Source organism: Gemmatimonas sp., from assembly GCF_031426495.1.
Taxonomy (GTDB): Bacteria; Gemmatimonadota; Gemmatimonadetes; order Gemmatimonadales; family Gemmatimonadaceae; genus Gemmatimonas.
The window spans coordinates 1-14642 of the sequence record NZ_JANPLK010000084.1; the positions used below are offsets into that span (position 1 = coordinate 1).

Sequence of the window (14642 nt, forward strand, 5' to 3'; positions counted from 1 at the left end):
AACGACGCTCCCGCCCGATACTGCACCCACACCACGTTCTTCTCCGCCCTCGATAGCCCCGGTCGACCTCGCTCCACCATCTCGTTGCTCCAGTGAGTGTGTGCAACTACGCCCTGTTGCACTCACTGGTTGAATCCGCCGTTCACTAAGTTCGTTATCGTGGTCCCGTCGGTCGCGATCAAGGAGGGCGTCTACAAGTCGCTGCAGATCACCGAGGCGCACTTCAAGGGACTCTATGCGGGAGTCCCGTTCGACTACTTCTTGTATGACTCTTCGAAGCTGGGCCAGGTGCGCAATTTCGCAACGAGCGCGACCGTCCAGATCATGGTCGTCACCGTGGGAGCAATAAACAAGAAGGACGTCAACAATCTCTACAAGGACAGCGAGAAGACGGGCGGAGAGAAGCCTATCGACTTGATCAAGGCGACGCGGCCCATCGTAATCGTGGACGAGCCCCAAAGCGTGGACGGCGGCTTGCAAGGGAGCGGCAAGCAGGCTCTCGATGCGATGACGCCTCTGTGCACGCTGCGTTACTCGGCGACCCACGTCGACAAACACCACATGGTGTACCAGCTCAACGCGGTTGATGCTCACGCTAAGCGGTTGGTCAAGCAGATTGAGGTAGCGGCGGCGACTCTGGAAGACGCGCACAACAAGCCATTTGTGCGAGTGGTTTCGGTGAGCAACAAGAGAGGCACGATCTCAGCGCGCGTCGAGCTGGACGTACAGACCGCTACGGGGGTGAAGCGGCGCGAGGAGACGGTGCAGGACGGGGACGACTTGCAGCAGACGACCAAGCGCGCTGTCTATGCAGACTGCCGAGTTGGAGAAATTCGCGTCGAACGCGGCAACGAGTACGTGGAGCTGCGAGTGCCGGGCGGGGAACAGTCGTTGAGCCCGGGTCAGGCGTGGGGCGACGTAGACGCCCTCGCCGTTCAGCGTGAGATGATTCGGCGCACGATCCGCGAGCACCTCGACAAGGAGCGGCGCCTTCGACCGCAGGGCATCAAGGTGCTCTCCCTGTTCTTCATCGACGAAGTATCGAAATACCGGCAGTACGATATGGATGGGCGAGCGGTGAAGGGCGAGTACGCGCGCATCTTCGAGGAAGAGTATCGTCGCGCGGCCAAGCTCCCAGCGTACAACACACTGTTCGCCGACGTGGACCATAGTCGCGCCGCCGAAGATGTGCACGACGGATATTTCTCCATCGACAAGAAGGGTGAGCGTTGGAGCGATACCGCCGAGAGCAATCAGACCGGCCGCGACAGCGCGGAGCGGGCGTACAACCTAATCATGAAGGACAAGGAACGGCTGCTCTCGTTTGAAACCCCCCTTAAGTTCATCTTCTCGCACTCTGCACTGAAGGAAGGCTGGGACAACCCCAACGTCTTCCAGATTTGCACGTTGCGCGACATACAGAGCGAGCGTGAGCGTCGACAAACCATTGGCCGTGGGCTCCGCCTTTGTGTGAATCAGGACGGTTCGCGGGTTCGTGGGTTCGAGGTGAATACGCTCACCGTAATTGCCATGGAGAGCTACGAGTCCTTTGCGGAGAACCTGCAAAAGGAGATCGAGCAGGAAACCGGCATCCGCTTCGGCATCGTGGAGCCCCACCAGTTTGCGGCCGTGTCCGTGCGGGGCCCTGATGGTGTGAGCACACCGTTGGGGTTCGAACCATCAAAGGCGCTTTGGGATCACCTCAAGGCTGCCGGGCATATCGACCACAAGGGCAAAGTGCAGGATTCTCTCAAGGTTGCCCTCCTCGATGGCACTCTCGTATTACCTCTGGAGTTCGAAGCACAGCGCGGCCAGATCGCCGAGGTATTGCGAAAGGTGTCCGGACGCCTAGAGATCAAGAACGCCGACGAACGCCGACAGATTCCGCTCCGCAAGGATACGGGCGGCAAGGCGATCTATCTCAGTGAAGAGTTCAAGGCGTTGTGGGATCGAATCAAGCACCAGACGACGTACCGTGTGCAGTTCGACAACGCCAAGCTGGTCGCGGACTGTGTCGAGGCTTTGCAGCGCGCGGAGCCGATCAAGAAGGCGCGGTTGCAGTGGCGCAAGGCGGACGTCTCCATCGGCAAGGCCGGGGTCGAGGCCACGGAGAAGGCGGGTACCTCGACGGTGGTGCTCGATGAGTTGGACGTCGAGCTGCCGGATATCCTGACCGACATGCAGGACCGTACGCAGCTCACGCGCAGATCCATCACCGCGATCCTGATCGGGAGCGGTCGTCTCGACGACTTCAAGCGTAACCCGCAGCAGTTTATCGAGATCGCGTCGGAGACGATCAATCGTTGCAAGCGCATGGCGCTCGTCGATGGCATCAAGTACCAGCGGCTTGGCGAGACCCAGTTCTACGCTCAGGAGCTGTTTCAGCAGGAGGAGCTGACTGGGTACCTGAAGAACATGCTGTCCGGGGCCACCAAGTCCATCTACGAGTCTGTCGTTTGTGACTCCGAGACCGAGCGTTCCTTCGCGGACCAGTTAGAGAAAAACGACGCGATCAAACTGTACGCGAAGCTGCCAGGTTGGTTCAAAGTTCCGACCCCCCTTGGCAGCTACAATCCCGATTGGGCGATTCTCGTGGAGATCGACGGGGAGCAACGGCTGTACTTCGCTGTGGAAACAAAGAGCAGTCTCTTCACGGACGATCTGAGAGACAAGGAGAGCGCGAAGATCGCGTGCGGGCGAGCCCACTTCCGTGCGTTGGCGGTAGGGGAATCACCCGCACGGTACATAGTGGCGCGCAATGTCGATGACGTGTTGGTGGAGGCGGCAGGCTGACGGTATTGCGGGGATAGCTCGGCAAGTAGCACGGAGAGGGGGCAACGCAGCATTGCCTCTTCTCTAGCGAGCGCCCGCTCGAGGCAGGTCGTTTGGGGCGAGCGGGTCTTGGTATTCGCCATCTCGTGGAAAGCGCCGTTCGATTCAGGTGAAGGTGGCGCGGTCGGGCGGGTTCTCCTTATCTCCGCTCGGCCGACTCCCGATCTTGCCTCGCGTGCTGATCCGGTGTTGATCCGGAGCAAGGATCATCTAGAACGAATCAAGCCCCGATACGACCCAAGTCGTTGCAGGGGTTGGCTTTCGTTCAATCGGGGCGACAGGATTTGAACCTACGACCTCCTGCTCCCGAAGCAGTCGCGCCCGTCTGTTTATCCGGGATCACGCCGCCGAATCAAACACCGCGTGGCCGGTCTACCTACTGAAATCGCGTGTGGCGGGAACCTGCGCTACCAGATGATTCCCCCTCCGCCGGAGGCGATGGTTTCTTCAGTGGTAGCAAAGGCATATCCCCCGTTGGCGTATGTGTCTGTGAGTCTGGTGATCGTCTCCACTCCGACGATGTTCAGTACGCAGAAGCTTACCTCAACGCCCTCCGCAGTTTGAGTTACCTCTGGACGCCAGCTTCGAGGAGGCGGGCCACACAACGTCAACTTTGACTGCAATTCGTGTGTGTCGGTGAACTGCACTATGGTGTGCTGTTCGACCTCTGGTGGCCTCCTGCCGATGATCTTCGCCACCCCCCAGCTGATGCCGTGCCAGCTTGCGCCAAACTCACCGATTTCCCGAGCGAGTAGCGACGCGCTCATGTACGAGAACGGCGAACCATCGCTGACGATGGCTTGCATCACGTTGTCGAGCGCTGCGGCTGGCTTTGGTGGACTTAAGAACTCATCGAGTCTTGGACAAGCTTCCGGCAATGGCTGCGCTTCGTCGATCGGCATGGCATAGACGACGCCGTTGCCGTTGAGTCCTTCGCGGAATACGTAGGCGCGCAACGCCAATCCGGATTTCATCCCCAGCGTGTCGAAGGCCGCAAGAAGTTGCATCGGGTCCACCGGGCTGATGGACCAGCCATCTGGACCCGAAGTGTGTGGAACAGCAGCTTGGGCGCGACGGCGAAGTCGGTTGATTTCACCGACAGGAATCGTGGTCGTATTCATCGCCGAGTTGGATTCGTTGCTCTATACACGTCGTAGACGCCTTGCGGAGTTTGTGTCGTTCTCGCTGTCGGGACCAACGAGTGCGCTTGGGAGAGCGCTCAGTGCGTCGCCGATCGCGCCTGCTACGCTGTCTGCCATCGCCTTTCGGGCGTCGTCAGCCAAGTGTGCATAGCGAGCGGTACTCCGAAGATCTTTATGTCCGAGCAGTTTGCCGATGAGGAAGAGCGAATGGCCCTGCGCTGCAGCCGTAGAGGCCACGCTATGGCGAAGATCGTGAAGGCGTACGTCGTCAAGCCTTGCTGCGTGTCGAACTGCGTACCACAGGCGCTGGATCTCTTGCAGAGGCTTTCCCGAGATCTTGCCGGGGAACACGAACGCTGAGCCTTCGAGCCGAGGCTGGGCGGTGATTAGCTCCAGCGCTGCAGCAGAAAGGGAGCGAACACTTCGACCGGCCTTCGTGTCTTCGAGAGTCGCCGTGCTGGTTTCGAAGTTGACCGCATCCCACCGAAGCGTGAGTGCTTCCTTCTCGCGCCAGCCGGAAAGGATCAGAAGGCGCAGTGCGGACACAGCGGACGGGTTTGCGGGTCGTCGTGACTCGGCGGCGAACATTCCCGCGTTGTGGACGCGCTTGCCACTGGTCGGCTTCCGATGCTGTGGCGCCGGTTCGAGGCCCTCGGTTTCTGCCGTGCGGAGGGCTTCGCCGAGTCTGGCTGTTTCCTGCACCGTCAGGAAGCGCTCTCGCACCTTTTCGGGATACCGCTCCGTCCTTCTGGCAGGGTTCTCCCCCCGGAAGACCTCTTGGCGTTCAAGCCAATAGAAAAATGCCTTGAGAAGTTGGACGACTCGATTGGCGTTGGTCGGATTCGCCCGCATCGAGCGATGAAGATCCGTCACATCCTTGCTGGTAACCCGTGCCACTGGGAGATGTCCCAGCGCTGGCAGGATGTGGAGTCGACCGAGAATCTCGTAGTTCGCGAGCGTTCCCGGACGGCGAAGGTCTATCCCGTCTTGCAGATAGGCGGGGAATAGCACGGCCACAGTCTCATCGCGGATGGCCCGCCGATCGTCCGCTGCCATCATCGCTGGGTCTTCGCCATCGGCGATGCGCGCCAAGAGCTCCAGAGCCTTCTTCCGCGCCTCATCGACCGTGAGAGGGCCGAATACCCCGATCGTCAGCCGTCGCCGCGTCTGGTGGAGTCCTGGCGCGTAGTAGGACAGCACGAACGAGCGGGCACCGCTCGGCTTGACCCGCAAGCCGAAGCCCTTCGCCTCGGTGTCCCAGAGGTACTCGTCCTTGGCCGGGTTGGGCTTCAGGGCGTCCACCTTCCGCTTCGTGATCTTGTCGCGCATCCGCGTTGTCCAGTGGAGGGTGTACTGGCTACCCGGACAGGTCAGGTAACCACGGGGTAACCACTCCGGAGGAATCTAGTGGACACGATCGGAACGCGCAGGAATGGTTTCTTCTATGAAACAGCAGGGAAGTGGAATGCCGAGGAATCTGCAGGATACCGTGGCGTCAAGCTTCCCAAGCTGGACGTCGCCGGTTCGAGTCCGGTCGCCCGCTCTGGTATGATGCAAACGGTGGTCTCCCTGTGGAGGCCGCCGTTTTGTGCTTCGGGTGGGATCCGTTCGAGGTCCATCGCTCGACACGTCACTGGTTTAGGTGTGGCACTTTATCACATAAAGGGATCGAGATCTGGCGCGTCGGGGGACATATCCCGTGTATGAGCCGCCCACTGACCCGGCCTGACGCTCTGGCGACGGAACTGAGGAACGCGCGACGCCCGCGAGGCCTTTCCATCGCGACGCTGGCCGTCGAGGCGGGCGTGAGTCCCCGGCTCATCAGCGAGTTCGAGCAGGGCAAGCGGAGCAATGTATCTCTCGAGACGGCGCTGCGGCTGCTTTCGCTCGTGGGGGTGTCACTACGCCTTTCCGATGCGGCTGGGCGAGCCGCCGATCCGCATCGACCGGCTCTCCGGACTTTCGGGCGTCACCTTCGACGAGGCGCGAGAGGGGGCACTGCAGGTGCCACTCGGTGACGTGCTGCCCGTGATCGGTCTCCGCGCGCTGCGCGCGAACAAGCAGGCCAGCGGCCGCCGCCAGGATCGCCATGATCTCGAGCAACTCGGCGGTGTGCTGGATGCCTGGGCGAGTAAGTCCCCGCGTAAAAGGCGTCGATAACCAGCGCGGCGCGGCGGCTGGCTTCTTCGTTTGGTCATACGCGTGTCATCCACATGACTCTCGCGTTGCGCCGGGGAGTCGCACCATTGCTCCGATCCTTCCTGGAGCGATGGCTTAGGCGTTGGCCGGTTTATGTGGGTCGGACACACGACGCCACACCCCCGCCGAACGGTCTGTCGGGATCCTCGCGCACGCGCGACTCGCGTTCTATAATCACGCTGCTCGTCCCACCCTCCCTTCCTCCAGAGGAAAGCCTATGATGCGACCGATCCTCAAACGGTTGCTCCTCGCGGCGTCCATGTCCGTGCTCTCGTCCGCGTTCGCTTCCACGGCCGTGCTGGCGCAGAACACCATCACCCTCGAAGGCGCCGTGCGCGCCGACGGCGCGCCGGTGGTCGGTGCGCAGGTCACGGTGCGCAATGTGGCCACCGCCGAGGTCACCCGCGTGGCCACCAGAGCGTCCGGTGAGTTCCGGGTGCTGGGGCTGTACTCCGGGCAGTACACCGTGAACGTGAAGGCGCTCGGCTTCCGGCAGCGCACGGATACGGTCAGTCTCACGCTCGGTCAGCGCGCGCGGCTCGAATTCACCATGGAGAAGGGCGCCGCGGAACTCGATGCCCAGACCGTGACCGCGGAACGGGTGAAGCAGGTCGAAGTGCAGCGCATGTCGGTGAGCGCGCCGGTCACGAAGGAAGAAATCGAGAACCTGCCGTTCAACGCCCGCGGCATCATGAACCTGGCCGGCATCGCGCCGGGTATCAAAACGTATTCCGCCCAATCGGGACGCTCGCTGCCTTCAGGCGGCGCCGCACCGGACCTTCGTTTTTTCAACGTCTACATGGACGGCGTGGAAATGAAGAGTCTCTTCAACGGCAACATCGTCGGACTCGGTCAGACCGGTTCGCCACTGCCTCAGGAGGGCCTCGACAACTTCCGCGTGTACCTGAATCCGTACGACGCGGAATTCACGCGGGCCGGTTCCTACGTGATCAGCGCCGAAAGCAAGCGCGGCACGAACCAGTGGAAAGGCTCGGCGTTCGGATTCCTGCAGAACAAGTCGATGCTGGCCAAGAATGCGTTTCAGGCCGCGGTGCCGAACTTCGGACGCGATCAGCTGGGCTTCAACATTGCTGGTCCGATCAAGAAGGACAAACTGTTCCTCGCCACGAGCTACGAGCGGACGAACACGGACTTCTATCTCGACGTGAACCCCACCACGGCCGCTGCGAACACCACATTTCCTGCCGCCAAGGGTTCCTTCGCGGCACCCAACACGAATCACACGCTGTTCACACGCCTCACGTACGTGCAAAGCCCGCGTCTCACGTACGACTTCATGGGCTCGTCACGGTTCCTGCGCGGTGAAGGCAACTTCGGCGGCCGCGCGTCACAGGATGCTGGCATCTCGCAGAAGTACGAGATCTATACCGCGCAACTCCGGCAACGATACATCTCCGCCAGCGGCAACCTGGTGAACGAAGCCTCGCTGCAGTTGGTGAACTGGAACCACAACGAAGCGCCGCTCAAGCCGGGCCCGCAGTTCAACTATCCGGGCGTGCAATTCGGAACCTCGGGGTTCCCGCTCATCCTCAAGGAAACCCATTTCCGCTTCGTGAACCGGGCGACATACAACTTGGAGAAGGCCGGCTCGCACATCATCAAGGCGGGTGTGGAGCTCAGTACGGTGGCGGCGCAGCAGAATCAACCGAACAACACGAACGGCACCTTCACGTTCGCGTCGGACGATCCGAATGCGTTACCCACGGCCGCTTCGATCGCCGTAGGTTTCACCGATCCGAACGGCACCTCGGATGCCATTGCCGACGCTACCGCGTATACCACCGGCATTTACATCAATGACGAGTGGCGCCTCAAGCCGAACTTCACGCTGTCGCTGGGACTGCGACACGACGTGGAGTTCAACACGATGAACAACAAATACACCGTCCCATGGGCAAATGACCCGGTGCTCCAGAACATCCCGGAGCTGAAGAATTATCTGAACCGTGGCAATCGCAAGAATCAGCTCGGCAATTTCTCGCCGCGCGTGTCGTTTTCCTGGGATCCGTTCAAGGACAACCGCACCTTCGTGCGCGGTGGCTTCGGCATTATCTACGACCGCGTCACCAGCTTCATGGGGTTCCAGGAGCGGCGTAACTCGACGTGGCGCACCTACACGTTCGCCAACCCCGGTACGCGTGATCCCGCCGTACTGCGTCAGCGCGTCATCGCCGGTGCCTCGGCCGCGGTCGCGCCGATCCTGATGGATGTCGAAATGAAGACGCCCAACTCCAAGCAGATGTCGCTCGGCGTCGGGCACCAGCTCACGCCGACGTTCGGGATCAACGTCGACTACGTGCGCCAGCACATGGACAACCTCTATGTGCAGCGCAACCCGAACTATCTCGATCGCACCGTCACGCCGGCCCGTCGCAAGTTGACGCCAGCGTACGGCGACATCCTGATCTGGGATGACATCGGACAGTCGGATTATTCGTCGGTGCTGCTGCAGGCCACCTACCAGCGCGGCAAGGCGCGCGTGAACCTGGGCTACACGCTGGGCTGGTACCAGGGCGACTTCGACACGGCGGGACTGCCCAACTTCGCCTACAGCTTCCTCTTCAATCGCCAGCGCACCACCGGCGACGAACGGCATCGTGTAGCGCTGTCGCACATCCTGCCGTTGCCGTTCGGCTTCACCTTCTCCGGCGTGACCACGATTGCGAGTCCGCGTCCGTTTGGCTCTACCGACGGACGGGACATCAATCTGGACAACATCCTCACCGACGATTTCATCGGTGGTACGGTGTCCTCCACCGGCAATCGCACCACGCTGCCAGCGAACGACTGGAAGAACTGGTATCGCACCGTCGACATCCGTCTTGCCCGCCCCATTCTGAACTGGAACGGCAAGAAGGTCAGCGTGTCGGCCGAGGCGTTCAATCTGTTCAACTGGAAGAACAACCTGTCGTACGGCGGCATCCGCTATACGGCGGCCGGTGTGGAGCAGACGACGTTCGGTGTTCCGACGGCGGCATTCGCCGCACGGATGGCACAGGTGGGCATGCGGCTCGACTGGTAACGCGGTCGGTTGATTGACCTGCGCGTGATACGGCAGGGCGTGGCGTCGGGAACTTCGACGTCACGCCCTGCTGCTGTTTGGAGGAGCGTTTCGCGCCGTGAGGCGATGTGGGGCCTCAGCGGTACAGGAGGTACGGTTTGGCCAGCGTGGCAAACTTCGCGGCGTCGGCGTTCCACTGGGCAATGAGCGCGTCAACGGTGCCGGCTTCCACGGCTTTCGTGAGTTGATCGGTGCCCGCGAGGCGATCGATCCCCTTGATGCGGCCGGCGGCGTTCACCGTGGGCTCACGCCACATGAACTGGTTCGGGTGTGCAGCGTAAAACGCGCGCAACATGCGGATGCCCAACTCCACCGGCTTCACCGCGTTGCGATCGGTCACGGTCACCTTGATCATGGGAATGGTCTTCCCCCCGAACTTGTAGCCCGGCTCGATGGTGCGCGTGGCCGTGTCGAATCGCACGCCCGGCAGCTTGAGCGTGTTGAGGGTGCGCGCGATCGCCACGTGGTCGGTGAGGTAATCGGCTCCCATCAACGTGAACGGCGCCTCGGTACCACGTCCCTCGGTGGCATTGGTGCCCTCGAAGAACACCGTGCCTGGATACAGCAACTCGGCGTCGAGCGTGCGCAGGTTCGGCGAGGGATTCACTCGCGGAATACCCGTTTCGTCGAACCACATCGCGCGCGTGTAGTTCTTCATGGGAATGACCGTGACCTGCGCGTTGAGCGCCTTGGTGCCCACGAGATAGCGCATCAGTTCGCCCGTGGTCAGGCCATACCGCAGCGCCACGGCGTGCTGGCCCACGAGCGACCGGAATTTCAGATCGAGAATATTCCCTTCGAACCGGTCGGCGCGAATCGGGTTCGGGCGGTCGAGCACGATGATCGGCTTGCCGGCGCTCGCGGCCGTCAGGGCGAGTGTCCACTGATAGGTGTACACGCGCGCGCCCACGTCCTGAATGTCGTACAGCAGGACGTCGATGTCCTTCAGCATGTCGGGCGTGGGCGTTTCCACGGCGCCGTACAACGAGTGCACCGTGACGCCGGTTTTCGCATCCACGCCGCTGCTGATCTTCTCGCCGGCCTTGGCCTCGCCTCGGATGCCATGCTCGGGGCCATACAGCGCGGTGAGCTTCACGCCGGGAGCATTGAATAGCAGGTCAATGGTGCTCGTGCCCTTCCGGTCACGCCCCGAGTGGTTGGTGAGCAGACCGACGCGCTTCCCCTTGATCAGGTGCAGCGAATCGGTGAGTAACACCTCGATGCCGGGAATCACATTGCCCGTGCGGGGCTGCGCGGGGCGGGATTGCGCCCGGAGTGGCGCGAGCGGCAGGAGGGCGAGGGTGAGCGCGCACATCGCGGTGGCGACCATCGCGGCCGGCTGCCGGAGGGTGGAGCGAGTCATGGCAGGTAGGGAGGAAGATGAGGGGCGCGCCGAGTCGCCTCATGGCGGCACTCGACGCACCGGTCCGTCAATGCCTAAAGTATCTCCACGCGGACCTCGCTGCTCGTGCGATGCGCGTCACACGCTGGACGTCGCCGAGTGTAGCTGTCGAGAATTGGCGATTCACTTCCACGCGAACAGTGGATCGCTCACGAATGCTGACCGAAAGGCGGACAGTGACGACGCACTCGACTCCACACGCCAGTCAGTCTCTTTGTTCACGTTGAACCATATGAACGCCCGCAGCTGCGGATACGATGTTGCCATGCTCGAGGCGGCCGCGGTGATCCAAGTGGCCTTTGATCCACCCAGCTCGGATGAGGCGAATTCGCCGATCATGAATGGCTTGCTCGGCGCGAGTGCGGTGAGTCGAGCATAGATCGGCGCAAAGACTTCATCGAACGTCCTCCAACTGCTCCACGTCTGACTCGTGCCCCAGTTGTAGCCGTCGGCGCAGATCCAGTCCACATACGCATCGCCCGGATAGTACTTCTCGGGTTGATTCCAACTCACGTTGGGCACCGACTCGTGGTTCACGCACCACGCCCAACTCACGTTCGTCACGTTCTTGCTTTGGAACCGGCCGCGCACATAGCGCCACATGGCAATGAACTGCTGCGGTGACTGTTCGCTGCTGCCGTTTTGTGCACCGCCCCAACCGTACCAGTCGCCGTTCATCTCATGACCGAGTCGCACCACGATCGGTCGGCCGTCCGCCTTCGCGTCGGTGGCCCAGCTGTCGATGTACGTATTGTACTTGCCCGAGAGGATGTCGGCGTAGGTGATCTGCCCTCGGCGATTCTTCATCTCCCACGTGATCACTGGCGCCGAGGCGCGTTCGTACGCGCTGGTCACCGCGAAGCCTTGGAAATTGCTCGACCAATCAGCGTACCACATCACGTACGCCGAACGACCACCCACCTTGGTGGTCCACGTGTCCCATGCCTTGAGGCCGGGCTTGCCGAGTGGAGAGCTCTCGATAAACACGCCACTTCCGACACTCCCCGTCGCGGCGCTACTTGTGATCGCCGATCGCGGCCGGACATCAGGCGCGGCGATGCGCGCCGGGGACTCGCAGGCGGACAGGCACACGGTGGCAGCAAATGCGAGCAGCGCAGGACGCATGAGTTCCTCGAAAGGCCTTGGGGGAGTCGAAGCGCGAGCGTGAACAGCGCCCGAAATCCGCCGGGTGACGATCGCACCCCCGGCGCTGGAACTCCAGCGTCAGGCACCCGGAGGGAGGCGTCTCTGCCGGAATGTCACATACTGGCGTGACGAGACAGGCCACGAGCGTGACGCGCTGACGATACCGTCGTCGCACGAGTAGGTCCGCCTCCGTCGCCTACTCCCGAGTATATGTCGTCTCCCAATCTTCGCCGCACCGCCCGTCGCGCCAGCGCGACCGATGCCCGCGCCCGCCGTTCGCCTTGGCGTGATCTACTGTCGCCACCGGGAACGGGACCGACGCGCTACTGGCGTATCGGGGCGGTGCTCACAATTCTGATGTTGGCGAGTTCAATCGGCTGGTATCTGACCACCAGTGGTACGGTGCTCCCGCCGATCGTCGGGTACTCCGACGTCGCCCGTGCGATCGCCAACGGCGCCGTGACATCGCTCGACGTCAGCGAGAGTGGACGCCGGCTTACGGTGACGCTGTCCCCCGGTGCCGTGCTCGCGAACGCGCCCGGTGCGACGCAGGTGATGACGCTGGTGCCGACGTCGGTCGCACTCGCGGACTTCGAGCGGTGGAGCAGTGCGGGGATCGCGGTGTCGGTCGGTCCGACCGACGCGCTCTCGTCACCGCAACGATGGAACGTGCTCGTACCCATCGGCATCGTGCTCGTTGCGGCGGGCATCCTGGTTGGGTGGCAGCGCCGCCTGCGCGGCGGCAAGTTCATGGTCGCACCGCCAGCCCGACACCTGACGATGGCGGATGTGGGGGGAGCGCGCGAAGCCCGTGCCGACTTGCAGGACGTGATCGCATTTCTCCGGTCGCCGGAAAAGTTCGAGGCCATGGGTGCGCGCTGTCCGAAGGGCGTCCTGCTCGTCGGCCCGCCGGGAACCGGCAAGACGCTGCTCGCGCGCGTGGTCGCCGGCGAGGCCGGTGTCCCGGTGATCATAGCGGGCGGAGCCGACTTCACGGAGATGTATGTGGGCGTGGGCGCCAGTCGGGTGCGAGCACTCGCCCGTCGTGCCCGCGAGTCCGCGCCGTGCATCATCTTCATCGACGAGTTCGAAGCGCTCGGTGGACGGCGCGGCCGACCGAATCGCAGCGGCGAGGAAGAGAACACGTTGAACGCGCTGCTCGTCGAGATGGATGGCATGGCCGGAAACGAGGGCGTGGTGTGGATGGCCGCCACCAACCGCGAGGACATGCTCGATCCGGCGGTGCGCCGTCCTGGCCGCTTCGATCGGGTCGTCGAGGTCCCCCTCCCGACGCTGGCCGACCGGCTCGAGATTCTGCGTATTCATGCCGAGCGCGCACCACTCAGCCCGAACGTCGACCTGAACGTGATCGCCCGCCTCACGCCCGGGTATTCGGGCGCGGAGTTGGCCAACCTGCTGAACGAGGCGGCGTTGGTGGCCGTCCACGCGGGAGCGTCGATGATCACCGACGCCGACATTGAGCAGGCGCGCGACAAGATCCTGCTAGGTCGGATTCGCGCCGGGGTGGTGATCACGCCCGGTGAGCGGCGCCTGATTGCCCTGCACGAAGCGGGGCATGCGGTAGTAGGCCTGATTGCCTGCCCAGAGGATCGACTACACAAGGTGACCATTCAAGCCCGTGGACGCTCACTTGGCGCCGCGCACTTCTCCCCCGAAGCCGACAAGCATCTCTACTCGCGCCGCTTCCTCGAAGGGGTCATCGCCAAGGCGCTCGGCGGTCGCGCCGCCGAGTTGATCTTCCTCGGTGCGGACGGCGTGACGTCTGGAGCTGCGAGTGACCTGATCCAGGCCACGAGCGTCGCCCGACGTATGGTGGGTGAGATGGGCATGAGCGACCGCGTCGGACTCGTGAGCGCGGATCCCGCGGCGCATGGTGGCGGTGCGCCAAGCGCACAGCTGCAGTCGCGAATCGATGACGCGGTGGCCGATCTCGTGAAGGTGCAGGCCGATCGTGCGGAAGCGCTGGTCCGGAACCATCGGGGTGCGGTGGAGGCGATTGCCGCGGCGTTGCTGGAGCACGAGGTGCTCGATGCCGAGGACGTGATCGCGATCGCGCGTCGGCATGGCGCGCTCGGCGAACGGGCGCTTGTCGCCGCCTGAGTGCTCGGGCACCAGCCCTGCACGCGGAACGGCCCCGAATCTCAGGATTCGGGGCCGTTCGTGTACCACATCACCGGAGTGGTCGCTGCTCAGTTCCCACCCGGGGGCGCGCCAGCCTTCTTGATGCGGTATTCCTTGTGGCCTTCACGCTGCATGCCCTTCATCTCGTCGTAGACGGCCACGGCCTCGGCGTTCTTGCCCGCCTTGATGGCCACCTGGATCTTCTGCACGGTCGCAATGAAATCCTTCATGCCTTTCTGATAACCCGCCTGAAACTTGGCCTGTTCGGCCGCCGGGATCTTGGACTGCTTCTCCGGCTCAAGCGTCAGCGCTCCCTTGGCGTTCGTCTCGATGATGGCGAGCTGCTCGAGGGTGTTCGCATTCTTCGCGGGGTCGTCGATCTGACGGCCGACCGCTTTGAAGGCCGCGTTCATCGCGCTCATCTTCTTGCCGAGAGGCGTCTTTTCTTCGTCCCGTTGGGCGTGGGCCACGCTGGAAATGGCGAAGGCCAGAACGCAGGCGGCACCAAACTGCCGAAGTCGCAGATGCATGTGAGATGGATTACGAAGAGGAGTAAAAAGGCGCAACCGGGGACGCGTGGAAGCGCTTCGATGGAAAGATTACGCGTGGAGCCGACCCTTCGCTGACGTACCGCGAAGGGCGTGTGTTGTTCCCGTGCTCAGGTCCGGGTCCGTCAGCAAACGGATGGTCCATTGCG

General features: G+C 62.6%; 10 protein-coding genes. 5 read left to right on the top strand and 5 right to left on the bottom strand.

Annotated elements, in window-relative coordinates; all coding sequences use genetic code 11:
* The first annotated feature begins 129 nt into the window (after window positions 1-129).
* Window positions 130-2793, top strand: coding sequence for a hypothetical protein (locus RMP10_RS22055; protein WP_310572230.1), 2664 nt, complete (start codon window positions 130-132; stop codon window positions 2791-2793).
* A 446-nt stretch (window positions 2794-3239) separates the two neighbouring features.
* Here the strand turns inward: RMP10_RS22055 and RMP10_RS22060 are convergent, their stop codons facing one another.
* Window positions 3240-3953, bottom strand: coding sequence for a hypothetical protein (locus RMP10_RS22060; RefSeq protein WP_310572231.1), 714 nt, complete (start codon window positions 3951-3953; stop codon window positions 3240-3242).
* A gap of 21 nt (window positions 3954-3974) precedes the next feature.
* The gene (locus RMP10_RS22065; protein ID WP_310572232.1) at window positions 3975-5303 is read right to left on the bottom strand and encodes a tyrosine-type recombinase/integrase; all 1329 of its coding nucleotides are present in this window, start codon (window positions 5301-5303) and stop codon (window positions 3975-3977) included.
* A gap of 374 nt (window positions 5304-5677) precedes the next feature.
* On the opposite strand from RMP10_RS22065, the gene RMP10_RS23485 reads away from it, so the two are divergent.
* From RMP10_RS23485 to RMP10_RS22075, 3 genes are all read left to right on the top strand, one after another.
* A complete protein-coding gene (locus tag RMP10_RS23485; RefSeq protein ID WP_345785840.1) occupies window positions 5678-5992 on the top strand; it encodes a helix-turn-helix domain-containing protein in 315 nt (104 codons plus the stop codon).
* Window positions 5889-6134, top strand: a complete 246-nt coding sequence (locus RMP10_RS22070; protein ID WP_310572233.1) for a hypothetical protein — start codon at window positions 5889-5891, stop codon at window positions 6132-6134. Before RMP10_RS23485 ends, RMP10_RS22070 begins: the two co-directional genes overlap by 104 nt.
* 256 nt (window positions 6135-6390) lie before the next feature.
* Entirely contained in the window at window positions 6391-9216 is a 2826-nt protein-coding gene (locus RMP10_RS22075) for a carboxypeptidase regulatory-like domain-containing protein (RefSeq protein WP_310572234.1), read from the top strand.
* A gap of 115 nt (window positions 9217-9331) precedes the next feature.
* Here RMP10_RS22075 and RMP10_RS22080 read toward each other — a convergent pair whose 3' ends face one another.
* Both RMP10_RS22080 and RMP10_RS22085 read right to left on the bottom strand, forming a co-directional pair.
* Entirely contained in the window at window positions 9332-10618 is a 1287-nt protein-coding gene (locus RMP10_RS22080; RefSeq protein WP_310572235.1) for a DUF1343 domain-containing protein, read from the bottom strand.
* Window positions 10619-10780: 162 nt separating this feature from the next.
* Window positions 10781-11782: a glycosyl hydrolase gene (locus tag RMP10_RS22085; RefSeq protein ID WP_310572236.1), complete on the bottom strand. Its 1002-nt coding sequence runs from the start codon at window positions 11780-11782 to the stop codon at window positions 10781-10783.
* A gap of 231 nt (window positions 11783-12013) precedes the next feature.
* Here RMP10_RS22085 and RMP10_RS22090 point away from each other — a divergent pair, with 231 nt between their 5' ends.
* Window positions 12014-13924 (top strand): AAA family ATPase, encoded by a 1911-nt coding sequence (locus RMP10_RS22090; RefSeq protein ID WP_310572237.1) that lies wholly within the window; start codon window positions 12014-12016, stop codon window positions 13922-13924.
* A gap of 89 nt (window positions 13925-14013) precedes the next feature.
* On the opposite strand, the gene RMP10_RS22095 is transcribed toward RMP10_RS22090, so the two are convergent.
* Window positions 14014-14475, bottom strand: a complete 462-nt coding sequence (locus RMP10_RS22095; RefSeq protein WP_310572238.1) for a cytochrome b562 — start codon at window positions 14473-14475, stop codon at window positions 14014-14016.
* Window positions 14476-14642 lie beyond the last annotated feature (167 nt).

Bases quoted from the DNA above. Each gene is read 5' to 3' on its own strand.
- RMP10_RS22060 (WP_310572231.1), bottom strand. From the start codon at position 3,953: ATGAATACGACCACGATTCCTGTCGGTGAAATCAACCGACTTCGCCGT.
- RMP10_RS22065 (WP_310572232.1), bottom strand. From the start codon at position 5,303: ATGCGCGACAAGATCACGAAGCGGAAGGTGGACGCCCTGAAGCCCAAC.
- RMP10_RS23485 (WP_345785840.1), top strand. From the start codon at position 5,678: ATGAGCCGCCCACTGACCCGGCCTGACGCTCTGGCGACGGAACTGAGG.
- RMP10_RS22070 (WP_310572233.1), top strand. From the start codon at position 5,889: ATGCGGCTGGGCGAGCCGCCGATCCGCATCGACCGGCTCTCCGGACTT.
- RMP10_RS22075 (WP_310572234.1), top strand. From the start codon at position 6,391: ATGATGCGACCGATCCTCAAACGGTTGCTCCTCGCGGCGTCCATGTCC.
- RMP10_RS22080 (WP_310572235.1), bottom strand. From the start codon at position 10,618: ATGACTCGCTCCACCCTCCGGCAGCCGGCCGCGATGGTCGCCACCGCG.
- RMP10_RS22085 (WP_310572236.1), bottom strand. From the start codon at position 11,782: ATGCGTCCTGCGCTGCTCGCATTTGCTGCCACCGTGTGCCTGTCCGCC.
- RMP10_RS22090 (WP_310572237.1), top strand. From the start codon at position 12,014: ATGTCGTCTCCCAATCTTCGCCGCACCGCCCGTCGCGCCAGCGCGACC.
- RMP10_RS22095 (WP_310572238.1), bottom strand. From the start codon at position 14,475: ATGCATCTGCGACTTCGGCAGTTTGGTGCCGCCTGCGTTCTGGCCTTC.